We start from the raw sequence: 23,308 nt of genomic DNA on the forward strand, positions 1-23,308 counted from the left end.
CCCTCCGCACTGGGCGTTTAGTCATGTAGGATCGAACCGAAAGGGACAGGAACGTGCGTGGCGATTTGGATTTGGCGAAGGCGGACCAGCAGCATCCGACTGACGCGGCGACGCGCCAGAGCCTGTTTAGCGATAAGTCCACATGGCGCGTTGCGCGGGCCCAGCGTTTTGGCCTTGTGGTCGATGCGGCGGATTACTTCCGCGTCTTGCGCGAGATCTTTCTCGGCGCGCGGCAGCAGTTGATGCTGATCGGCTGGGATTTCGACTTTGAACTTGAGATGCTGCCGGGCGAGAGCGATGAGGACGGCAATGCGCCGGACGGCTATCCTAACCAACTCGGCGCATTTGTAGAGGCGGTGGTTGAGCGGACGCCGGAGTTGCATGTCTACCTGCTGAAATGGAACGGGGCCGTGTTGGCTGCGCCGGGGCGGCTGGTGCCCTCACTGGCGCTGAGCCTGTTTGGCGGTGACCGGATCCATTTCGCCTTGGACGGGCACCACCCCTTTGGCGCCTGCCACCACCAAAAGATCGTCGTGGCCGATGATGCCTTGGCCTTTTGCGGCGGCATCGACGCGACCGAAGACCGTTGGGACACGCCCGATCACCTGCCGCATGATCCGCGCCGGGTGCGCAAAGATGGCTCTCCCTCCGACCCATGGCACGATGCCACCTCGGCGATGTCCGGCCCTGCCGCTGCGGCCTTGGGCGAACTGTCGCGCCGGCGGTGGCTGCGGGCCACGGGGGATGAAATCGCGCAGCCTAATGGCGCGCCCATGTTCGAATGGCCCAAAGACCTGCCGGTGGATGCCGAAGACATTGATGTGGGGATCGCCCGGACCGAGCCGCCCTTTGACGAAGAGCCGCTGATCAATGAGATCGAACAACTCTACCTCGCCGGGATCAAATCGGCCCGCGACTATATTTATATTGAATCGCAGTACCTCGCCGCGGCCTCGATCTGTGATGCGCTCAAGGCGCGTTTGGCCGAAGAGGGCGGGCCCGAGATCGTTATCATCAACCCACGCGATGCGGAATCGCAGTTGGAAGATGACGCCATGCATGTCCTGCGCGAACGGCTGGTCGAAGACTTAAAGCGGGCGGATCACCAAAACCGCTTCCGCATCTACTTCCCCGTCACCGACGAGGGAGAGCCGATCTATGTGCATGCGAAGATCATGATCATTGACGACCATTTTCTGCGCCTCGGCTCCAGCAACCTCAACAACCGCTCCATGGGGTTTGACACCGAATGCGACGTGGCGATTGAGCGCCCCGCGCAGGTGATCGAAGGGTTCAGAACCCGTCTCATCGCCGAGCACTTGGGCCTGCCGGCCGCCCGTGTGGCCGAGGTGATGGCCGAAAAGGGCTCGATGATCGGGACAATTGAAACCCTGAACCGCAAGAAAGGTCGCGGTCTGCGTGCCGTGTTCCGGGGCAGCGAGACAGTTGTCGGCGGCTTTCTGGCAAACACCCGACTGCTCGACCCGCGCTATCATCCCGGAGAGGGCACCACGACCGGGCGCGGCATTCGCCCGCGTCACATGGCGTTGATCGCAGGGGGGCTGGGCCTTGCGTGGCTGGCATGGCGCAAATGGGGCCGCCGCGATCCTGAGGTCTAAGGTCTGGGCTCGGCGGCAGGTGCCGCGAAACGCACGCTATCTTGTACGGGGTTGCGCTCGGCCGGTGCCGCTGGCGCGGTGAGCACGCGCCGCGATGTTTCAGCAGTCCAAGCGATCCCATAAAGGGCCGCCGTTCCCACCGCAGGCAGCACCCATGGCATCCAAGCTGCCTCGGGCCGTGCCATCATCAACGCCTGACAGACCAGTGCCAGCACCGTGCCACTGGCAAAGATCAACAGCCCATGCCGACCAATCAGCCGGAAGGGGCGCGCCATCTGATGTCCAGAGAGGCGGGTCACGCTTGGCAATTGCGACAGAAAATATCCCAAAGCCAAAATATGGATAAACCGCGGGGCGGAGAGATAGGTCTTGTCATGGGAGGTGATGTTGAAGGGCACCCCGGCTTCGCGCAGGTGGTGCATTTGTAGGTTCAGGAATTTGCCCAAGCCCGGCACATAGCGCCATGCCAGCACCCCTAGCAACACCGCGACGGACAGCCAAAACAGCGCTTTCGAGGCGGGAAAGAACCGATAGCCCTGCCGTTGGCTAAGCCCAACCAGCAGGCCGCAGACAAAGATCGCCTGCCACGCAAAAGGGTTAAAGAACCATCCGCCCGGATTGGGGTAGTTCGGCAGGTTCAGCCGGAAAACGCCGGTCAGCAGCCAAAGGGTCAGCGACAACGCCAAAAGCAGCCGCGGCCAGCGCAGCCCCAGCATGATCGCCACAGGGGCACAGACCAACAGAACCGAATAGGCAGGCAGGATGTTCACATAGCCAAACTGGTGCGTCAAAAGCGGTATCCCGATCACGGATTGGGTCGGGTTTTGAAAGACCTGCCGCATGTTGATCTTGGTCAGAAACTCGGCCTCTGTCGTGATCTGGAAAGCGGCGGCAAAGATGCCCAAAGCCACGGCTGAGAGCATGATCTGCACGAGATAAAGCGACCATGCGCGCTTCCACAGCGGCGCGACCGCGCGCCAGAGGCCATGCCGCAGGCGGTCTTTCTCAATGAACCGGGGCGTATAGGCCAAGCCCGCCGCGATGCCCGACATCAAAAAGAACGCCTCCGCCGCGTCGGCAAAGCCTAGGTTGCGGATGGTCAGAGCTTCATAGGGGTTGCCGGGGACGTGGTTGATGAAAATCATCACCAACGCCAAACCGCGAAACACATCGATGCGCGGGTCGCGGGCAGGTTTGGCCGTGGGGGCAGAGCCGAGCGATGCCGCCGCAGGCGACAACCCGGTGCTAGGCTGGGGCATGGGTCAGGTCCGCCGCTGTGGGTTTCGCCATTAGATGTTCGTCATTCCACGTCAGCCGCCAGACATCGCAGATACTGTCGTATTCCGCGACGACATCCAGCGGTGCCGCATCCTCCGGCACGGCAAAGAGCGTGCGGGGCAGGGGGCGGGAGGTCCATGCGATAAGCAGCGGGGCCAGCAGCATCGGAACCGCCACGGGCAGCAGCCAGATCGTCAGGTCAGGCGCGACCCACTGCACCGCCGCGATGATCGCCGCGCCGATGAAAACGATCCACCGGCCCGCCTCCCAGCCATCCGCCAAGCTCAACCGGCCTTCGTTGCGTTGGTTGGCAGGCCAGCCCCCGTCTTGGCCCGAGAGCACCTGCAACACCGCGCGGCTGTGATAGAGCAGCATCAAGGGGGCCAAAAGCGTGGTCAGCACGATCTCGGTCAGAACCGAGAGCGACATGCGCAGGCTGCGGCCAAATTCGCGCGCGCGCTTGGTCAGGATCGCGTGCAGCAGGATCAGCAGCTTCGGCACCACCAGCAGGCCCAAAACGCCCAAGGCCAGCAGCGTGATCTCGCGCGTGCTGGTGTCGGGGAAGACGGGGAAAAGCTGATAGGGGCCGGGGAAATACTCAGGCGGCGGCGCGTAAAGCGTGCTGATGGCCGAGGTGATCAGAAAGGCCGCCCAAAGAAGCGAGACGACATAGGCGGTGACGTTCTGCAAAAAGACAAACCGGCTCCAGCCCGCCAGCCCGGGGGCAAAGATCAGCCGCGCATGTTGCAGGTTGCCTTGGCACCAACGCCGCTCTCGCCGCGCAAAGGACAGGACATTCTCAGGGCCTTCTTCGAAAGAGCCGCCCAAGGTTTCATCCACCTCGACCTTCCAACCGGCGCGGGCAAGCAACGCCGCCTCGACATAGTCATGGCTGAGAATATGCCCGCCCAAGGGCGGCGGGCCGGAAAGCTCGGGCAGCCCACAGCTTTCGGCGAAGGCACGGACGCGGATGATTGCGTTATGGCCCCAGAACGGGCCCGTCGGGCCCTGCATACGGGCAAGGCCACGGGTGAAGATCGGGCCATGAAACCACGAGGCAAATTGCAGTGCCCGGCCAAAGAAAGACCGCGCGCCGATGATCTTGGGCAGGGTCTGTAGCAACCCCAATTGCGGATCGGCCTGCATCCGCGCGATCATGGCGCGGATCGTCTCGCCCTCCATCAGACTGTCGGCGTCAAGGATCACAGCAAGGTCATAGGCCCCGCCCGAGCTGCGAATGAACTCTTCGATATTGCCCGCCTTGCGGCCCGCATTGTCGCGCCGTCTGCGGTAGAAAATACGCCCTTGGCCATCTGTCTCGCGCAGCAATCGTGCAAAGGCGAATTGCTCTTTCCCGGCAAGTGCGTCATCGCGCGTGTCCGACAGAACGACGAAATCCGCCGTCACACCGGCCCGGGCGACAGATCGGTCAATGGCGGCGATGCGGGCGAAAGTGGTCAGCGGGTCTTCGTTGCAGATGGGCACCGCGATCACGCTGCGCGGCTGCGGCGCGTCCAGCGCGGGGCGGGGAGGCGTTGATCTGCTGCCGAAAAGCCCGATCAGCGCCAATGACGCCCCCCAAGCCAGCCAAGCCGTGGTCGCGAAAACGAGGACGGCGCGGATGCCATCCCACCCGCTGAACCCATCGCGCGCCGCCGCCTCGGCCAAAAGCATTGACGCAAGGGCCGCACAGCCGAGAGACAAAAAGACGGCGACCGACCGTGCAAAACGGGTCGCCCCGTCCGCCGCAAGCTGCCTTTGCTGAAGTGTCATTGAACCTAGGCCTTACGCCGCAACAGGAACGCCCGCGCGACATCGGCCAGCCCGGCCAGATGGCCGCGCCGTTCCAAAGTCTGCCGTGGCATGGCAAGCGGGGCGGCGGGCGGCATCCAAGTCTCGGCCTCAACCGTCATTGCGGAATAGGGGGTCGTCGCCTCTTGGAGGTTCATGCGTTGATCCATTGGTACACCCATGTCTCTGTAAGATTGCGGTCATATCCCGATAGAACTGCCTTGATCTCGACGATGGCGTCAGGCTCTGCACGCAGTTCCAGCACCAGCCGCCATTCGTCTCTGCCATCTACCCGGCTCAGGATCGCCTCGACGATTTCGCCGTTTTGCGCGCTGGCGATCGGCTCCAACTCTGCGTCGCTTGGCATATCGCTCAGCTGTCCGCCGGCAAAGTCGATAACGAATTTGCGGGTTTGCGTATCTGCCTCTACCCCCGCAACCCCGCCGTGGCCCGTGCGCAGCCGCACCACGCGGCCAAGGGTCTGCGGGGTGGCGCCCGGTGGGGTCATCCCCCAGTGCATGCGGTAGTCATAGGCCAATTCATCCCCGGCACGGGTTTCGCCCTCGGGAATCCAATAGGCGACGATGTTGTCATTGCCCTCCAGATCGGAGGGAATTTCGACCAGTCGGACCGTGCCCTTGCCCCAGTCGCCCAAGGGTTCGATCATCAAAGAGGGGCGCCGTTCGTAATGGGCTTGCGCATCAAGGTAATGCTCAAAGTCCCGGTTGCGCTGTGCCAGCCCGAAAGAGCGCGGGCTCTGTGCCCCGAAATAGGAACTCGCCAAACGCGGCGGATTGTTCAGCGGGCGGCAGAGGGTCGCATCCTTGCCCGCGTTCAGCACCAAGACTTCGCTGTCGTGGACCGAGGGGCGGAAATCGTCAAAGTTGCCCTTGTCCGCGCCATTGTGCAAGAACATCGAGGTCAGCGGCGCGATGCCAAGCTGCTTGATGTCCTTGCGCAGGAACAGCCGCATGGTGACCTCGACGGTGGTGTCCTCGCCCGGTGTGATCACGAACCTATAGGCCCCGGTCACCGACGGGCTGTCGAGCGCGGCATAGATCGTGGCGCTGATATCGCCCGGTTCCGGACGGCGCAGCCAGACCTCGCTGAAACGGGGGAACTCCTCGCCTTCGGGCAGGCCGGTGTTGACGGCAAGGCCGCGCGCGCTCAGCCCATAAAGCGTGTTTTTCCCCAAAGCGCGGAAATAGCTCGCGCCTTGGAAGACGATCAATTCGTCGAAAATATCGGCGCGGTTGAGTGGGGTGTGCAGGCGGAACCCGGCAACCCCCGGCATCTCGGCATTGGGAGGGATCGACTTGGCAAGCGCCGCGTCGTCATACTCAAAATCCGCGGTGGTAAAGCCCATGGGCGCGACCGTGTCGCCCCGGACCTCGTTGATCTTCACGGCCTCTTTGAACAGCCAGCCGGGGTGGAAGGCGTGCAACCTAAAGGCAACGCCCTTTTCCTGCCAGCGCGCCTGTTCGGGGCGGAAACGGATCCGTTGGTAAGCGTCGTAATCAAGATCGGCGAGGAACCCTTTGACCGGCTTCGGGGCCGCATAGGACGACTGCGCCAAGTCCCGCATGTCATTGACCAGATTGTCGAATGTGAAGGAGGCGGCAGGCACCTCTTGCGCGCGACTGCGCAGCGGCATCAGCGCGGCGGCGAAGGACGCGGCGGAGCGGGTCAGAAACTGACGCCGCTCTAAGCTTTCGGTCCGCAATTTTTTTGATCGTGTAGTATAAGAATTTGGCAAAACAATACCCCGAGAGACACGTTAAGAGTGTGCAATTTTTTCCCTATCTAATCTTTTCGGCGGCGCTGGAAACTTGATTCAGTAACTTTCAGCGGAATGCTGCAGAGCAGCGCGGAAAATCGCCTATCCGGGCTTTGCTTGACTGGGTCTGCACAAAATTTTGCCCAGATTACCGTAGCATCGCCGCTTTTTTGTGACATTCGATCCTGCGCAACGGCGCCATTGGGTAGGGCTTTGGGGCATGCCACGGCTCTCAACGCTCCAACCTCAGGCGGGGCCGAAGCGCGGGAGGGGGTCAAGCCACGTCGAGCCCGTCGGCCAGCAAGCGCTCTAGGCTTTGCATTTCGACCTCCGTCAGGGGAATCCCCTTTGCGCGGGTTTCAGCGCGGGCCTTGAACCGGCGCTGCGAGGGCAGCCGCGCCCCTTGGCCCATGATCGCGGCAAAGAGTGTTTCCGCCCGCGCAAAGGGATCGCCGGGGCGGCCAGCGGCAAACTTTTCCGGGTCGAAGGCGATGATCAGCTCCCCATGCGCTGGCGCGAGGGTGAGAGAGCCCAAGGCGTCGCGCGCCTCTGGGCTGGTCAGGTCGCCGATCATCACCCCGGCGAGCAGTTCGATCATGGTGGAAATGGCGGATCCCTTATGGCCACCAAAGGGCAACATGGCCCCGGCAAGGGCGGCTTCGGGATCGGTCGTGGGCGTGCCGTCGGGCGCGATGGCCCAGCCTTCGGGCAGGGGCGTGCCCGCGCGGCGGTGCAATTCGATCTCTCCCCGCGCGGCGACGCTGGTGGCAAAGTCAAAGACGTAAGGGTTGCCCTCTGCCCGTGGCCAGCCAAAGGCGAAAGGGTTGGTCCCCATCAAAGGGTCGGTGCCGCCCGACGGGGCCACGCTGGCATAACTGGGGCACATCGCCATCGCGGCGAGGCCCATATCGGTCAGCGTCTCAATCTCGGGCCAGAGGGCGGCGAAATGGGTGCAATCGTTGATCACCATGGCGGCGATCCCGGTCGTGCGACAACGCTCTGCCAGCACCGGCGCGCCCGCGTCGAAGGCCGCGTTGGAAAAGCCGCCGCCTGCATTTACGCGCACGATGGCGCTGTCGTCTTGGTGCACCTGCGGCACCGCGTCGGGCACCACCTTGCCCGCCTTGATTGTGCGCAGGCAGCCTTCGATCCGGTAAATGCCGTGGGATTTGCAAGCATCGCCTTCGCCCGCCACGATCACCCGCGCGAGGGCACTGGCATTCTGCGGCGACAAGCCCGCGCCTTGGAAAATCTGCGTGACAATTCCGTTTAGTGCGTCGTGTGACAGGGGTGTATCAGCCATTTGGATCCTCGCAGGGCTTGGGTTGCACATTTGCATACATCATGTATGCAGTTACGCAGAGACGCAAGCTGACACCGGGCCGCGGCCCGCATGAAAGGATAGACGATGGCCTTTACCCCCCATGGCAAACACCTGATCGCTGGCGAATGGATCGCCACGGACGACCGCTTTAGCTCTAGCCCCGCTCATGGGCCTGTGCATGAATTCTCGGTCGGGACGGTGGACTTGGTCGACCAAGCCTGCGAAGCTGCCGAAGCGGCGTTTTGGGACTACGGCTATTCCAGTCGGGCCGCCCGCGCCAAGTTTCTGAACGCCATCGCCGATGAGATCGACGCCCGCGGGGCCGAGATCACCGAAATAGGCAGCCAAGAAAGCGGCCTGCCCGCAGCGCGTCTGGAAGGCGAGCGGGGCCGGACCGTTGGCCAACTGCGCCTTTTCGCGGCACATATCGAGAAGGGCGACTATCTCGACCGTCGTTTCGATGCGGCGATGCCAGAGCGTCAGCCCGCCCCGCGCCCGGCGATCACCATGGTGCAACGCCCCATCGGCCCCGTGGCTGTCTTTGGCGCGTCGAACTTCCCGCTGGCTTTCTCGGTCGCAGGCGGTGACACGGCGGCGGCGCTGGCGGCAGGCTGCCCGGTCGTGGTCAAAGGCCACTCCGCCCATCCCGGCACCGGAGAGATCGTTGCCGAGGCGATCCATGCGGCGGTTGAAGGCTGCGGCATGCCGCGCGGGGTGTTTTCGCTGATCCAAGGCGGCAATCGCGCTGTCGGTCAGGCCGTGGTACAGCATCCGCTGATCAAAGCCGTGGGTTTCACCGGCTCCCTCGCCGGGGGCCGGGCGCTGTTCGATCTCTGCGCCGCGCGGCCAGAGCCGATCCCCTTCTTTGGTGAATTGGGCTCGGTCAACCCGATGTTCATGCTCCCCGTCGCGATGGAGGCACGGGCCGAGGAACTGGGCAAAGGCTGGGCCGCGTCCCTGACCATGGGCGCAGGCCAGTTCTGCACCAATCCGGGCATTGCCGTGGTGATCGACGGGGCAGGGGCAGACGCCTTCGTCCAAAGTGCCGCCACCGCGCTGAAAGACGTGGCCGAGCAGGTCATGCTGACCGATGGTATCGCGCAGGCCTTCTGTGCGGGCCGCGACACGTTCAAAGCCGCGCAAAGCCTGCGCCAAGTGCATGTGGCCGACAGCACAGGCCGCAATGCCGCCCCCGCCCTGTTCGAGACCACGGGCGCAGAGTTCAAAGCCAACCCGGCGCTGCATGAAGAAGTCTTTGGCCCGCTGGGGTTGGTGGTGCGGGTGGCTTCGCTGGAAGAGATGCGCGCGCTGGCAGTTGAGCTGGACGGGCAGTTGACCATCACCCTGCATATGGATGACGCGGATGTTAAGGCCGCGCGGGTGTTGATGCCAGTGCTGGAACGCAAAGCCGGTCGTCTGCTGGCAAACGGCTTCCCCACCGGCGTCGAGGTGGTGGATTCCATGGTGCACGGCGGGCCTTACCCGGCCAGCACCAACTTCGGCGCGACCAGCGTGGGCACCCTGTCGATCCGGCGTTTCCTGCGGCCGGTGTCCTATCAGAACCTGCCAGAGGCGCTACTGCCCGAAGACGCGGCAGAGTGATTTCAGACCGAGACAGCCGGGCCGCGCGCCCGGCTTTCTCAGTTCAGCCCGAAAAGGGGACGGCTGCAGCCCAATCCCCGCCCAGACAAGGACAACAGTGTCTCTATGTATCAAAAATATGTCGACACATCGATAAAAACTAAAAATACATGTTGTATTTTTAGTGAGGACATTGTTCCTTCACCTTACTCCGCACCCCGTCCGACGAGAGTCGGGGGCGACCAACCCAAGAGGGAGATATCTATGAAATTCACGCAACTCGCCGGGAGCCTCGTGGCCGCCACCGTGATCGGTACTGCTGCTCAGGCCGACAAACTGGACGACATCATTTCTTCGGGCACGCTGCGCTGCGCCGTGGTGCTGGACTTCCCGCCCATGGGCTCGCGCGATGACAGCAACACGCCCGTCGGTTTTGATGTAGATTATTGCAATGATCTGGCTGCAGCACTTGGTGTCGAAGCCGAGATTGTTGAGACGCCTTTCCCAGACCGTATCCCCGCGCTTGTCTCCGGCCGTGCGGATGTCGGCGTTGCCTCCACCTCCGACACGCTTGAGCGGGCCAAGACCGTTGGCTTCTCGGTCCCGTATTTCGCCTTTACCAACGTTGTGCTGACGCGCGAAGACGCTGGCGTCGACAGCTTTGAAAGCCTCAAGGGCAAGACCGTCGGCTCGGTCGCGGGCACGTTTGAGGCCATCGCACTGGAAGAGCAGCTCGAGGCATGGGACGAAGGCAGCTTCCGTTCCTACCAGAGCCAAGCTGACGTGTTCCTGTCCCTGTCCCAAGGTCAGATCGATGCGACCGTCGTGACTTCCACCGTGGCGTCCTCCATCGTCAATGGCGGCAAATTCGAAGGTCTGACCATCGCGGGTGATGCGCCGTTCGATGTGGACTATGTCGGCTTGATCGGCCTGCGTCAGGAATACGGTCTGCTGAACTATCTCGATCTGTTTCTGAACCAGCAGGTCCGCTCGGGCCGCTATCAGGAACTCTTTGACAAATGGGTCGGCGGCGACGCGCCTGACCTGACCATCGCCAAAGCCTATCGCTGATGGATGCGGGGGCCGCCCGTCGCGGCCCCCACTGCCGATAACCGCTGATCGGAGCAAGAGATGGGCAACTACACCTTTCAATGGCGACAGGCCTTTCGTGCTTTTCCAGAGATGCTGGAAGGCGCGCTGGTCACGCTGCAGATATCGATCCTGTCGATGCTGATCGGCGTTGCCATCGCCGTGCTGCTGGCCGTGGGCCGCGATGCCAAATCGCGCTGGCTGCGGGCGCCTGCGACCGCATGGGTCGAAGTGGCGCGCAACACGCCGGCACTTTTTCAGATTTATATGGCGCATTTCGGGCTTGGGTCTTTCGGGATCTACCTCAGCCCCTATGCCGCATTGCTGGCCGGGATCGCGTTCAACAACGCGGGCTACCTGTGTGAGACGTTCCGCGGCGCGATGCGGGCCATTCCGGGCACGCAGCTGCGCGCCGGGCGGTCACTGGGCATGGGGCAGGCCAAGGCGTTTCGCTTGATCATCCTGCCGCAGATGTTCCGAATCTCGTTCCTGCCGACGACGAACCAGATGATCTGGGCGATCTTGATGACCTCTCTGGGGGTCACGGTGGGGCTGAATTCGGACCTTGCGGGGGTCACGCAAGACCTCAATGCGCGCAGCTTCCGGACCTTTGAATTCTTCGCATTGGCGGCGGTGATCTACTACGTGATCGCCAAGGCCGTGATGCTCGGCGCCCGGCTGCTCGCGGCCCGCCTGTTTCGCTACTGAAGGAAGAGAATAGATGTTTGATACGGCTCTGACCTTCAACGACCTGTTGTTCATGCTCAAAGGCGCAGGGGTGACGCTTTCGGTCACCGCCTTCGCGGTGGTGGGCGGCACGCTGCTTGGGGTGTTCTTTGGGGTGCTGCGCAGCCAGATCAGCCCTTGGGCAGCCCTGCCGCTGACCTTCGTGCTGGATATCTTCCGCTCGGTCCCGCTGCTGATCCAGTTGATCCTCGCCAATGCGTTTCAGGCCATCGCGGGATGGGGGATTTCGCCCTTCGTGACCTCCTGCATCGTGCTGGGCCTCTACACGTCGGCCTATTGCACCGAGATCGTGCGCGGCGCGATCGAGGCGGTGCCCTCGGTCACCCGCCGCGCGGCGCGTTCGCTTGGCATGACATGGGGCCAAGACCTCACGCAGATCGTCTTTCCCATGGCACTGCGGGTGGGCCTGCCCAGTTGGATCGGCCTCACGCTTGGCGTGATGAAAGACAGCGCGCTGGTGATGTGGCTTGGCATCATCGAATTGCTGCGGTCTTCGCAGATTCTGGTGACACGCCTGCAAGAGCCGATGTTCATCCTGCTCGTGACGGGTGCGATCTATTTCGCGCTCAGTTTCCCAATTGCCCGGCTTGGCAGCCGCTTGGAAAAAAGGTGGCAAGAAAATGATTGAGATTGAAAACGTCCATAAGTCCTTTGGCGCGCTTCAGGTGCTTAAAGGGATCGACCTGACCGTGCAAAAGGGCGAGGTCGTCTCGGTGATCGGCGGCTCTGGTTCGGGCAAATCGACGCTGCTGACCTGCATCAACGGGTTGGAGCCAATCGACCATGGCCGCATCGTGGTCGACGGCACCGAAGTCCACGCCCGTGACACCGACCTGAACAAGCTGCGCCGCAAAATCGGCATCGTGTTCCAGCAATTCAACGCCTTCCCGCATCTGACGGTGCTGGAAAACGTCACGCTGGCCCCGCGCAAAGTGAAGGGCATGGGCCGCAAGGAAGCCGAAGAGATCGCAGTGCAGCAGCTTTCGCACGTCGGTCTGGCCGACAAGCTGGACGTCTACCCCAGCCGCCTGTCGGGCGGGCAGCAACAGCGGATGGCGATTGCACGTGCATTGGCGATGTCGCCCGATTACATTCTCTTCGACGAGGTGACCTCGGCCCTTGACCCGCAACTGGTGGGCGAGGTGTTGGACACGCTCAAATTGCTGGCAGATGAGGGGATGACGATGATCTGTGTCACCCATGAGATGAGTTTCGCACGCGATGTGTCGGACCGTGTGGCGTTCTTTCACAAGGGCGTCATGGCCGAGATCGGCGCGCCGGATCAAATCTTTGGCAATCCGCAGCAAGAAGAGACCCGTCAATTCCTGTCGAGCGTCCGGTAATGAGCCAAGCCCCGGTGACGGTTGTCGGCGCTGGCGTGGTGGGCCTGTCCATCGCGCTGGCGCTTCAGGCACGTGGGCTGCCCGTGCGGGTGATCGACAGTGAAGGCCCTGCTGCGGGGGCATCGGCGGGCAATGCGGGTGCTTTCGCCTTTACCGAGATCCTGCCACTCGCCTCGCCCCGGATGATCCGACAGGCCCCAAAATGGTTGCTTGATCCGCTGGGGCCGCTTTCCGTGCCACCGCGCTATGCCGGGCGGATCGCGCCGTGGATGTGGCGGTTTTGGAAGGCAAGCTGGCCCGCGCAGGTGCGGGCTTCGACCGTGGCGCAGACGGCGCTGATGAAGCTCTCGCAAGCCGCGCTCGACCCGCATCTGGAGTTGAGCGGCCTTGCCCATATGCTGCGACACGACGGGCAGTTGCAGGTCTATGAAAGCGAGGCCGAGTTCCGCGCGTCGCTCCCCGGCTGGCAGGTCCGCGAAGAGGCGGGGATCGCCTTTACCCATCTCAAGGGCGAGGAGATCGCGGCCTATCAGCCCGGTCTTGCGCCCAGCTTCACCCATGCGACCTTCACCCCGGAATGGCAGTCGATCTCGGACCCGCGCGACTATGTGCTGGCGATGGCCGACCGCTTCCGGGCCGGGGGCGGAGAGATCACCATCACCCGCGCCGAGCGTTTGGTCGCGGGCGGGGTCGAGACCGCTGCTGGCATGATGCCGGGCAACGTGGTGCTGGCCGCCGGTGCGCATTCGCATCATCTGGCGCGGACCGCTGGCGTGAAAATCCCGCTGGAGACCGAGCGCGGCTATAACACGACATTGCCCGCAGGCGCCTTCGATCTGAAACGTCAGATCACCTTCGGCGGCCATGGCTTTGTCATCAGCAAGGTGGGCAATGGCCTGCGCGTCGGCGGCGCGGTGGAGCTGGGCGGGCTCGACCTGCCGCCGAACTTTGCCCGCGCCGATGCGATGCTGAAAAAGGCCAAACGCTTCCTGCCGGGGCTCGACACTTCGGGCGGCACGCAGTGGATGGGTTTCCGCCCCTCGCTGCCCGACAGCCTGCCTGCCATCGGGGCATTGCCAAACCGCCCAGATGTGTTCTGCGCCTTCGGCCACGGGCATCTTGGCCTCACACAATCGGCGGGCACCGCCGCCATCATCGCTGACCTGATGACCGGCCAAGATCCCGGCATCAACCTGACCCCTTTCTCCCCCGCGCGCTTTTAGAGGCTGACATGACGCAACACACATTTCCTTGTATCGACGGCCACACCTGCGGCAATCCGGTGCGGCTCGTCACCGGTGGCGCGCCTCTGCTCAAAGGTGCGAACATGCTGGAAAAACGCGCGCATTTTCTGGCTGAATATGACTGGATCCGCACCGGCCTGATGTTCGAGCCGCGCGGCCATGACCAGATGTCAGGCGCGATCCTTTATCCGCCAACGCGGGATGATTGCGACATTGCCGTGCTATTCATCGAAACCTCGGGCTGCCTGCCGATGTGCGGCCACGGTACAATCGGCACCGTCACCATCGCGCTGGAAAACGGGCTGGTCACGCCTGCCACCCCCGGACAGTTGCGTCTTGAAACCCCCGCCGGGCGGGTCGATGTGACCTACCGCCAAGAGGGGCGTTTCGTCGAAGAAGTGCGACTGACCAACGTGCCTGCCTTCCTCCATTCAGAAGGGCTGACGGCTGAGGTCGAAGGCTTGGGCGAAGTGGTGGTCGATGTGGCCTACGGCGGCAATTTCTACGCCATCGTGGAGCCGCAAAAGAATTTCCGCGATATGGCAGATTTCTCGGTCTCCGAACTGGTCGGTCTCAGCCCGAAACTCCGCGCGGCGCTGAACGCAAAGTACGAATTCATCCACCCCGAACATCCCGCCATCAACGGGCTAAGCCACATCCTCTGGACCGGTGCTGCCCAAGCCCCCGAGGCCCACGCCCGTAACGCGGTGTTCTACGGCGACAAGGCGATCGACCGTTCGCCTTGCGGCACCGGCACCTCTGCCCGGATGGCGCAGCTTGCTGCCAAGGGGAAGCTAAAGGTGGGCGATGATTTCGTGCATGAATCCATCATCGGCTCCATGTTCAAAGGCCGTGTCGAAGCGGCGGCGGAAGTCGCAGGCAAGCCCGCGATCATCCCCTCCATCGCCGGTTGGGCGCGGGTCACCGGCTTTAACACCATCTTTATCGACGAGCGCGACCCCTTCGCGCATGGCTTTGTCGTCACCTGACTTGGAAAGGCTCCCCATGGCGCAAATTATCGTTCCCGCCGAGGCCCAAGGCGCGGTGCTCGCTTCCTCCGAGGGGTTGAGTTTCTGGGGCGGCGTCGATCCGGCCAGTGGCAAGGTCATCGACGCGCATCATCCGCTGTGCGGGCAGTCACTGTCGGGGAAGATCGTGTTGATGCCCACGAGCCGGGGCTCCTGCACGGGCAGTGGGGTGTTGCTGGAACTGGCGCTGAACGGCCATGCCCCCGCCGCTTTAGTTTTCCGCGAGGCCGAAGACATCCTGACCTTGGGTGCCTTGATTGCGGGCAAGATGTTCGACAAGCCGCTCGCTGTGCTGCGTTTGGGGGCCAAGGACTACGACCTGCTCGCCAAGGCGCGCAGCGCGCGGATCACGCCTGAGATGCTCAGCACCGATGCGTGGGACTTGCCGCTGTCTGACAGGCCCGCCCGCGATCTGCATCTTACCGCTGAGGATCAGGCAATGCTTGAGGGTGCCGACGGTCCGGCAGTTCAATTGGCGATGGAGATCACCTGCACCATGGCGCGCGGGCAGGGGGCCGAGCGGCTGGTCGACGTGACGCGCGTGCATATCGACGGCTGCATCTACGCCAGCCCGGCGAACCTGCTTTTTGCCCAGACCATGGCCGATATGGGCTCAAAAGTGCGGGTGCCGACAACGATGAACGCGATCTCGGTCGATCACGGCAACTGGCGCGCGCAGGGCGTGCCGCCGGATTTCGGCCTACCCGCCAGCCGTCTGGCCGATGCCTATGTCACCATGGGTGCGCGCCCCAGTTTTACCTGCGCGCCCTACCAACTGCCCGCCCCGCCCGAGCGCGGCGAGTTCATCGCCTGGTCTGAATCCAACGCGGTGATCTATGCCAATAGCGTGCTTGGCGCGCGGACGGTGAAACATCCCGATTTCCTCGACCTGTGCATCGCGCTCACGGCGCGCGCGCCGCTCTCGGGGGTCTATCTGGATGGACACCGCGCCCCACGCCGGGTGATCGATGTGACATTGCCCGCGCAATATGACGAGGCGATCTGGCCGATGCTCGGCTGGTTGGCGGGGCAGGCGGCACCGGACCGGATCCCGCTGCTGCGCGGGCTGGAAACCGCTGCGCCGAACGAGGATGACCTCAAAGCGCTCTGCGCCGCCTTTGGCACCACCTCCGCCGCGCCGATGCTGCATGTGGCAGGCGTCACGCCCGAAACCGATCTGCCCCCCGTGGCCGAGGCCGATACCCTGCGCATCACGCCCAAAGACCTGCGCCGAGTCTGGCGGCAATTCAACGCGGGGCCTGCGCAGATTGATCTCGTGGCCTTCGGCAGCCCGCATTTCTCGCTCGCGGAATGCCGGGCTTTGGATGCGGCTCTGGCCGGGCGAAAACGGCACCCGAACACAGCGGTTATTGTCACCCTTGGGCATGACACTCTCACGGCAGCGCGTGACGACGGCACCGTGGCGCGGCTCGAAGCGGCAGGCGTGCAAGTCGTGCCCGACATCTGCTGGTGCTCGATTTCCGAGCCGGTCTTCCCGCCCTCGACCAAGGTGCTGATGACCAACTCGGGCAAATATGCCCATTACGCTCCGGGCCTTTCAGGCCGTGCAGTGCGCTTTGGCAGTATCGCCGATTGCGTAGACGCTGCCATGACCGGGCAGGCCGGGGAGGCTTTGCCCAAATGGCTGGCCGAAGAGGAGACAAACGATGCGTAGCAGCAAGACCGTTCACGTCATTTCCGCCCATGCCGAGGGTGAAGTGGGCGATGTGATCGTCGGCGGGGTCACCCCGCCCCCCGGCGACACGATCTGGGAGCAGAGCCGTTGGATCGCGCGGGACCAGACGCTGCGCAACTTCGTGCTGAACGAGCCGCGCGGCGGGGTGTTCCGCCATGTGAACCTGCTCGTGCCGCCGAAAGACCCGCGCGCTGATGCGGCCTTTATCATCATGGAGCCGGAGGACACGCCGCCGATGTCTGGCTCCAACTCGATCTGCGTGTCGACCGTCCTGCTGGACGGGGGGATCCTGCCGATGACCGAGCCGGTGACGGAGCTAACCCTCGAAGCGCCGGGCGGGCTGGTGAAGGTCCGCGCGGAATGTCGCAATGGCAAGGCGGAGCGTATCTTCGTGCAGAACCTGCCGAGCTTCGCGGCGCGTCTGGATGTGCCGCTTGAGGTCGAAGGGCTGGGCACGCTCACTATCGATACCGCCTATGGCGGCGACAGTTTCGTGGTCGTCGATGCCGCCGCCATGGGGTTTTCGCTAGAGGCGCATGAGGCCCATGACATCGCGCGGCTTGGCGTGCGGATCACCGATGCGGCCAATGCGGCGATGCGGTTTGAGCACCCCGAGAACCCCGATTGGCAGCATTTCTCTTTTTGCCTTTTTGCCGGGCCAGTCACCCGCGACGCGACCGGTCTGCGCGCCGGGGCGGCAGTGGCAATCCAGCCGGGCAAGGTCGATCGCTCCCCCACGGGCACGGCGCTCTGCGCGCGGATGGCGCTGCTGCATGCGCGGGGGGAGATGGGGTTGAACGATAGCCTGACCACGGTCTCGCTGATCGGCTCGACCTTTACCGGGCGGATCTTGGGCGTGACGCGCGTGGGCGATCATCCGGCGATCCTTCCCGAACTCTCTGGGCGGGGCTGGGTCACTGGCATCCACCAGCACATGCTGGACCCCGATGACCCGTGGCCCGGCGGCTACCGACTGTCCGACACTTGGGGTGCACGCGGCTAGGCGCCCATCTCTTTCGACCCCCGATCCCCCGGCCTGAGTGGGGGCGGGGCGCGGGGTGGATATTCGCCGCGCTACCGCCGCGCCGCCTCGGCGCGAAGCCGCCGTCCTTGGCTGACGCGAGGCAACGTCTTGCATGTGCTCTTCGTTTTCGATTGATTACTTTTCAATCAGAACACGAACTTTCAAACAACGGAGAGTCACCATGAAGCTACGCACCACACTTGCATCCTCCGCATTGGCGCTCAGCCTTGCGTTTCAGGCCCAAGCCGCCGATGTCCCCGAGGGTGTGAACCTTGCCGAAGATCAAAGCTATACCTTCTGGCTGCTCGACGCGATCAAATCGATGGACCCGCAGATCAACACCGATGTCGAAGGTTCGGACGTTCTGCGCAACCTCTTTGAGGGGCTCTATAACGAAGACGGCAATGGCGAATTGGTGCCCGGCGTGGCGCTGGATCACGAGGTTTCCGAAGACGGCAAGACCTATACGTTCAACCTGCGCAAAGACGCCAAGTGGTCCAATGGTGAGCCGGTCACGGCCAATGATTTCGTCTATTCTTGGCGCCGTTTGGCGGACCCGGCGACCGCGTCGGAATACGCATGGTACATGGAGTTGATGCAGGTCGAAAACGCGCCTGAGATCATCGCGGGTGACAAGTCGCCCGAGGAGTTGGGCATCCAAGCCGTCGACGACCACACGCTTGAGGTCAAGATCACCACGCCGCTGCCCTATTTCCCGCAGATGCTGGTGCATGGGTCGACCTTCCCCGTGCTGCAAAGCGTGGTGGAAGAGCATGGCGACGATTGGACGGATGCGGGCACGCTCGTCGGCAACGGCGCTTATAAACTGGTCGAGCATCAGTTGGGCGAACGTGTCGTGATGGAAAAGAACGACACCTATTGGGATGCCGACAACGTGGTGATGGAGAAGATCACCGCGCTCACGATCAATGACGTGAACCAAGCGCTGACCCGCTATCTGGCGGGTGAGTTGGACCGCGTGGATATCCCCGCCGGTCAATACCCGCGTCTGAAGAAAGAGTACCCCGAACAGGCGGTCTCAACCCCCTATAACTGCTCGTATATCTACATGCTGAACGTAGGCGAAAAGGGCCCCGAGGCGCTGAAAAACGTCAATGTGCGCAAGGCCTTGGCCTATGCCATCGACCGCGACATCATTGTCGAGCGTATCCTGCAAGGCGGCCAAAAGCCGTCCTACAACTGGACCCACTGGGCGATTGCCGATTTCGAGCGTCCCGAGTTGGATTGGGCCGACAATATGGATCAGGCGCAGCGCGTGGAAAAGGCCAAAGAACTGTTGGCCGAGGCGGGCTATGGCCCCGACAACCCGCTCGACCTGACGCTGCAGTACAACACATCCGAAGATCACAAAAAGATCGCCATCGCGGCCTCGCAGATGCTCAAACAGATCGGCGTGAACCTGACGCTGGATAACTACGAGTGGAAAGTGCACACCGACCGCATGCAGCGCCAAGACTACGACATGGCGCGCTATGCATGGTGCGGCGACTACAACGAGGCCTCGACCTACCTCGATCTGCTGACCTCATATTCGGGCCACAACAACGGCGAGTTCTACAATGACGCTTATGACAAGCTCATGAAGGACAGCAAAACCGCCGAAGACCCGCAGCCGCTTTACAAAGACGCGGAGCGTATCTTGGCCGAGGAAATGCCGATCATCCCGATCTACCACTACGCGAACGTCGACATGATCGCGGAAGACATCGAAGGTCTGCCCGAGAATAACGTGAACAACACGTGGTACGGCAAAGACCTCTACCGTACCGCAGAGTAACCTCTCGACATTCGGGCAGCCCGGCGGTTATGGCACGGGCTGCCCGATTCTATTCTACACCCCCACAAACCCCGTATTCGGAGCGCGCGCCTCTTGCTCAGTTACATCCTCAAGCGCCTTGCCATCGCTATTCCCACGCTTCTGGTCTTGATCGTCATCTCCTTCCTGCTGATGCATTCCGCGCCCGGCGGCCCCTTCACATCAGAGCGTGAATTGCCGCCGCAGGTGCTGGCGAACCTCAATGCGAAATACGGGCTGGATGATCCGCTGTGGAAGCAGATCGGCAGCTATGTTTGGGGCATCGTCTCTGACTTCGATTTCGGGCCAAGCTTTGTCTACAAAGACCGTTCGGTGAATGAGATCATCGCCCAAGGTTTCCCGATTACGCTGACCTATGGGCTGTTGTCCTTTGCTGTCGCAGTGATCGTCGGCGTTGGCCTTGGCGTGGCCGCAGCGGTGCGGCACAACTCGCTGCTGGACTATGTAGCGGTCGGCGTTTCCATCGGGGCGCAGGTGCTGCCGAATTTCGTCATGGCGCCGATCTTGGTGCTGGTCTTTACGCTCTGGCTTGGTTGGTTGCCCGGGGGCGGGTGGCAAGGGCCGGAGTATTGGATCATGCCGGTGATCGCGCTGTCGACATCCTTCATGGCCTCGATTGCGCGGATCACCCGCTCGTCGATGCTTGAGGTGCTGACCTCGAACCACATCCGCACCGCGCGCGCCAAGGGGCTGCCCGAACGCCGGGTGATCCTGCGCCATGCGCTGAAACCCGCGATGCTGCCAGTGATTTCCTATCTGGGCCCCGCTTTCGTGGCGATGATCACCGGCTCTGTGGTGGTCGATATCTATTTCTCCACCGGCGGCATCGGCAAGGCTTTCGTCGATTCAGCGCTCAACCGCGATTACGCGGTGATGATGGGGGTGACGATCCTCGTGGGCGCGCTGACCATCTTCTTTAACCTCGTGGTCGATATCCTCTACGGGTGGATCGACCCCAAGATCCGGTACTGACATGGTGATGACATCCGAACAACGGGTCGAGGCCAGTGAGATCGCAGGCAAGGGCCGCTCGCCTTGGGCCGATGCGCGGCGGCGGTTCTTTCGCAACAAGGCGGCGCTGATGGGTCTGGTGATCCTCGGCTTCGTCGTGGCCTTCGCACTCTTTGGCAACAGTCTCGCGCAATGGTCGAACGAGGAACTCGACTACAACGTCATGGGCCAAATCGTCGAACTGGGCGGCCCGTCGATTGAAAGCGGCCATTACTTTGGCACCGACGATCTGGGGCGTGACCTGTTCGCCCGCACCGTGCAAGGCACGCAGATCAGCCTCGCGGTGGGCCTTGTCGGCGCGTTGATCGCCTGTGTGGTCGGCACGCTTTACGGCGCGGTCGCGGGCTACTTCGGCGGGCGCACCGACAGCATCATGATGCGGCTCGTCGATATCTTCATGGCCGTGCCTTACATGTTCGTGCTGATCCTGCTGTTGGTCATGTATGGCCGCTCGATCACCATTCTTTTTGCGGGCGTCGGGCTGATCTCATGGATGGAGATGGCCCGCATCGTGCGGGGCCAGACGCTGACCATCAAGGGCCGCGAGTTTGTCGAGGCTGCCCGCGCCATCGGCGTCTCGGCCCCGGTCATCATCCTGCGCCATATCGTGCCCAACCTGCTGGGCGTGATCGCCGTTTACGCTACACTGCTGGTCCCGCTGATGATCCTGACGGAAAGCTTCATTTCGTTCCTTGGCCTTGGCATTCAAGAGCCGCTCACCTCCCTCGGGGCGCTGATCTCCGAAGGGGCGGGGACCATCGCCTATGGCACTACTTGGCAGTTGGGTTTCCCGCTGCTGTTCTTCTGTCTCACGCTCTTTGGCCTGTTCTTTATCGGCGACGGATTGCGTGACGCCCTCGACCCCAAGGATCGCTGATGTCTCTGCTGGAAATCGACAAGCTCTCTGTCACCTTCGACGGTGAAGATGGCCCCGTGCATGCGGTCAACGACCTGTCGCTGTCGATCAGCCGGGGTGAGACCTTGGGCATCGTCGGCGAAAGCGGCTCGGGCAAATCGCAGACCGCCTTTTCGATCATGGGCCTGCTCGCGCCGAACGGGCGCACCGCTGGCTCGGTCCGGTTTGACGGACAAGAGATTTTGGGCGCCAAACCCAAGGTGCTCAACAAACTCCGGGCCGAGCGCATTGCGATGATCTTCCAAGACCCGATGACATCGCTCAACCCCTATATGCGCATCGCCGATCAGATGACCGAGGTGCTGACCCTTCACAAAGGCATGTCGAAACGCGCGGCTCTGGCGGAATCGGTGCGGATGCTCGACGCGGTGAAGATCCCCGCAGCCAAGGAGCGCATCCGTCTCTTCCCGCATGAGTTCTCCGGCGGTATGCGCCAGCGGGTGATGATCGCCATGTCGCTGCTGTGCAAGCCCGACCTGCTGATCGCGGATGAGCCGACCACCGCGCTTGATGTGACGGTGCAGGCGCAGATCATGGACCTGCTGGGTGATCTGCAAAAGGATTTCGGCATGGCCACGATCCTCATCACCCATGACCTTGGCGTCGTCGCGGGGTTCTGCGAGCGGGTGCTGGTGATGTACGGTGGCCGCGTGATGGAGCAGGGCCCGACCGAGCCGCTTTTCGCGCAACCGACGCACCCCTACACCCGTGGCCTTTTGGCCGCCGTGCCGCGGGTCGATGACCAAGACGCCACCATGAAAGCGATCCCCGGCAACCCGCCCAACATGGCCGCCCCGCCCGAGGGCTGCCCCTTCCGCCCGCGCTGCACCTACGCCGGCGAGGATTGCCGCGTGATGCCGCCCCTTGCGCCTTTTGCCGAAGGCCGCGCCCGTGCCTGCCACCGCCCGATTGCGGAGGTCACCGCATGAGCCCGCTTCTGTCTGTTCGCGATCTCCACGTTCGTTTCCCCATCACCCGCGCTGGCGACATGCCTTGGACGAAACCGCGCTATCTGCACGCGGTCAACGGGGTGAGCTTTGATCTGGAGCCCAGCAAGACGCTTGGCGTGGTCGGCGAATCCGGCTGTGGTAAATCCACCCTCGCGCGGGGTTTGATCCAAATGGTCCCGGCGACGGGGCAAGTGAACTGGCGCGGAGAGACGGACCTGCTGTCACTCTCCCCCCGGCAGATGAAACCCTACCGTTCTGAGATCCAGATGGTGTTTCAAGACCCTCTGGCCTCGCTCAACCCCCGCATGACGCTGGGCCAGATCATCGCAGAGCCGCTGCGCACGCACCGGCCCGAGATCTCTGCCAAGGAACGCCGCGCCCGCGTCGCGCAGATGATGGAGCGCGTGGGTCTGCTGCCGCAGATGATCAACCGCTACCCGCATGAGTTCTCGGGCGGCCAGTGCCAACGCATCGGCATCGCCCGCGCCCTGATCGTAGGGCCGAAGTTGCTGATCTGCGATGAGCCGGTCTCGGCGCTTGATGTGTCGATCCAAGCGCAGGTGATTGAGCTGCTGAAGGAGCTGCAACGCGATCTGGAGCTGGCGATGATCTTTATCGCCCATGACCTCAGCGTGGTGAAAAACATCTCGGATGAGGTCATGGTGCTCTATCTGGGCCGCATCATGGAAAAGGCCCCCAAGGCGCAGCTCTACGACAACCCGCAGCACCCCTATACGCAGGCGTTGCTTTCGGCGGTGCCGATCCCCGACCCCGTGGCCGAACGCGCCAAGCAGATCGTGCCGATGACGGGCGATATGCCCTCCCCGATGAACCCGCCCTCCGGCTGTGTTTTCCGGGGCCGCTGCCCGCGCGCGCAGGCCGATTGCGCTGAGGTGGTGCCAGAGCCGGGGCGGGGCGCGCATCAGGTGGCCTGCATTCACCCCGGCCCGATGCAGGAGAATGAAATGGCCGTAGGGCGCTGACGCCCTGCTGTCGGTTTAAATCCCTTTATAATAACGCTCTACCCGCTGCCTAAGAGCCGGGCGGCGGCTT

At 62.8% G+C, this 23,308-nt stretch carries 20 protein-coding genes; 15 read left to right on the plus strand and 5 right to left on the minus strand.

From position 1 onward, the window contains the following. Positions 1-53: 53 nt before the first annotated feature. Complete coding sequence (locus K3758_RS16925) at positions 54-1,619, plus strand: phospholipase D-like domain-containing protein (RefSeq protein ID WP_259950394.1); 1,566 nt, start codon at positions 54-56, stop codon at positions 1,617-1,619. Here K3758_RS16925 and K3758_RS16930 read toward each other — a convergent pair. The 5 genes from K3758_RS16930 to K3758_RS16950 form a co-directional block, all read right to left on the minus strand. Next, on the minus strand, positions 1,616-2,878 hold the full coding sequence (locus K3758_RS16930; protein ID WP_259950396.1) for an OpgC family protein: 1,263 nt from the start codon (positions 2,876-2,878) through the stop codon (positions 1,616-1,618). The genes K3758_RS16925 and K3758_RS16930 overlap by 4 nt on opposite strands. Beyond that, positions 2,865-4,670: a glucans biosynthesis glucosyltransferase MdoH gene (gene mdoH, locus K3758_RS16935; RefSeq protein WP_259950397.1), complete on the minus strand. Its 1,806-nt coding sequence runs from the start codon at positions 4,668-4,670 to the stop codon at positions 2,865-2,867. The genes K3758_RS16930 and mdoH overlap by 14 nt, the downstream gene beginning before the upstream one ends. Positions 4,671-4,675: 5 nt before the next feature. Continuing rightward, positions 4,676-4,846 carry a hypothetical protein gene (locus K3758_RS16940; RefSeq protein WP_259950398.1) on the minus strand — a complete coding sequence of 57 codons (171 nt, stop codon included), beginning with the start codon at positions 4,844-4,846 and terminating at the stop codon, positions 4,676-4,678. Next, the gene (locus K3758_RS16945; RefSeq protein ID WP_259950505.1) at positions 4,843-6,342 is read right to left on the minus strand and encodes a glucan biosynthesis protein; all 1,500 of its coding nucleotides are present in this window, start codon (positions 6,340-6,342) and stop codon (positions 4,843-4,845) included. Before K3758_RS16945 ends, K3758_RS16940 begins: the two co-directional genes overlap by 4 nt. A 397-nt stretch (positions 6,343-6,739) precedes the next feature. Then, positions 6,740-7,768, minus strand: coding sequence for an Ldh family oxidoreductase (locus K3758_RS16950; protein ID WP_259950400.1), 1,029 nt, complete (start codon positions 7,766-7,768; stop codon positions 6,740-6,742). A 105-nt stretch (positions 7,769-7,873) separates the two neighbouring features. Here K3758_RS16950 and K3758_RS16955 point away from each other — a divergent pair, with 105 nt between their 5' ends. The 14 genes from K3758_RS16955 to K3758_RS17020 all read left to right on the plus strand — a co-directional run bounded on the left by K3758_RS16955 (position 7,874) and on the right by K3758_RS17020 (position 23,238). Next, complete coding sequence (locus K3758_RS16955; RefSeq protein ID WP_259950402.1) at positions 7,874-9,391, plus strand: aldehyde dehydrogenase (NADP(+)); 1,518 nt, start codon at positions 7,874-7,876, stop codon at positions 9,389-9,391. 243 nt (positions 9,392-9,634) lie between these two features. Then, positions 9,635-10,441 (plus strand): transporter substrate-binding domain-containing protein, encoded by an 807-nt coding sequence (locus K3758_RS16960; protein WP_259950404.1) that lies wholly within the window; start codon positions 9,635-9,637, stop codon positions 10,439-10,441. A gap of 60 nt (positions 10,442-10,501) precedes the next feature. Next, positions 10,502-11,167 (plus strand): amino acid ABC transporter permease, encoded by a 666-nt coding sequence (locus K3758_RS16965; protein WP_259950406.1) that lies wholly within the window; start codon positions 10,502-10,504, stop codon positions 11,165-11,167. Between the two features lie 13 nt (positions 11,168-11,180). Continuing rightward, on the plus strand, positions 11,181-11,834 hold the full coding sequence (locus K3758_RS16970) for an amino acid ABC transporter permease (protein WP_259950407.1): 654 nt from the start codon (positions 11,181-11,183) through the stop codon (positions 11,832-11,834). Further along, positions 11,827-12,549, plus strand: coding sequence for an amino acid ABC transporter ATP-binding protein (locus K3758_RS16975; protein ID WP_259950409.1), 723 nt, complete (start codon positions 11,827-11,829; stop codon positions 12,547-12,549). The genes K3758_RS16970 and K3758_RS16975 overlap by 8 nt, the downstream gene beginning before the upstream one ends. Then, positions 12,549-13,772 carry an FAD-binding oxidoreductase gene (locus K3758_RS16980; protein WP_259950410.1) on the plus strand — a complete coding sequence of 408 codons (1,224 nt, stop codon included), beginning with the start codon at positions 12,549-12,551 and terminating at the stop codon, positions 13,770-13,772. The genes K3758_RS16975 and K3758_RS16980 overlap by 1 nt, the downstream gene beginning before the upstream one ends. An 8-nt stretch (positions 13,773-13,780) precedes the next feature. After that, positions 13,781-14,782 carry a 4-hydroxyproline epimerase gene (locus tag K3758_RS16985; RefSeq protein ID WP_259950411.1) on the plus strand — a complete coding sequence of 334 codons (1,002 nt, stop codon included), beginning with the start codon at positions 13,781-13,783 and terminating at the stop codon, positions 14,780-14,782. A gap of 16 nt (positions 14,783-14,798) precedes the next feature. Then, positions 14,799-16,496: an aconitase family protein gene (locus tag K3758_RS16990; protein ID WP_259950412.1), complete on the plus strand. Its 1,698-nt coding sequence runs from the start codon at positions 14,799-14,801 to the stop codon at positions 16,494-16,496. After that, positions 16,489-17,520 carry a trans-3-hydroxy-L-proline dehydratase gene (locus tag K3758_RS16995; protein WP_259950413.1) on the plus strand — a complete coding sequence of 344 codons (1,032 nt, stop codon included), beginning with the start codon at positions 16,489-16,491 and terminating at the stop codon, positions 17,518-17,520. The genes K3758_RS16990 and K3758_RS16995 overlap by 8 nt, the downstream gene beginning before the upstream one ends. 202 nt (positions 17,521-17,722) lie before the next feature. Next, complete coding sequence (locus K3758_RS17000) at positions 17,723-19,339, plus strand: peptide ABC transporter substrate-binding protein (protein ID WP_259950415.1); 1,617 nt, start codon at positions 17,723-17,725, stop codon at positions 19,337-19,339. A 93-nt stretch (positions 19,340-19,432) separates the two neighbouring features. Next, complete coding sequence (oppB, locus tag K3758_RS17005; protein ID WP_093928645.1) at positions 19,433-20,350, plus strand: oligopeptide ABC transporter permease OppB; 918 nt, start codon at positions 19,433-19,435, stop codon at positions 20,348-20,350. A 1-nt stretch (position 20,351) separates the two neighbouring features. Next, positions 20,352-21,266, plus strand: coding sequence for an ABC transporter permease subunit (locus tag K3758_RS17010; RefSeq protein ID WP_259950423.1), 915 nt, complete (start codon positions 20,352-20,354; stop codon positions 21,264-21,266). After that, a complete protein-coding gene (locus K3758_RS17015; protein WP_259950426.1) occupies positions 21,266-22,234 on the plus strand; it encodes an oligopeptide/dipeptide ABC transporter ATP-binding protein in 969 nt (322 codons plus the stop codon). Before K3758_RS17010 ends, K3758_RS17015 begins: the two co-directional genes overlap by 1 nt. Further along, a complete protein-coding gene (locus K3758_RS17020; protein ID WP_259950427.1) occupies positions 22,231-23,238 on the plus strand; it encodes an ABC transporter ATP-binding protein in 1,008 nt (335 codons plus the stop codon). The genes K3758_RS17015 and K3758_RS17020 overlap by 4 nt, the downstream gene beginning before the upstream one ends. Positions 23,239-23,308: the final 70 nt, after the last annotated feature.

Origin of the sequence: Sulfitobacter sp. W002 (assembly GCF_025142135.1) — a bacterium.
In the GTDB taxonomy this organism is placed as follows: Bacteria; Pseudomonadota; Alphaproteobacteria; order Rhodobacterales; family Rhodobacteraceae; genus Sulfitobacter; species Sulfitobacter profundi.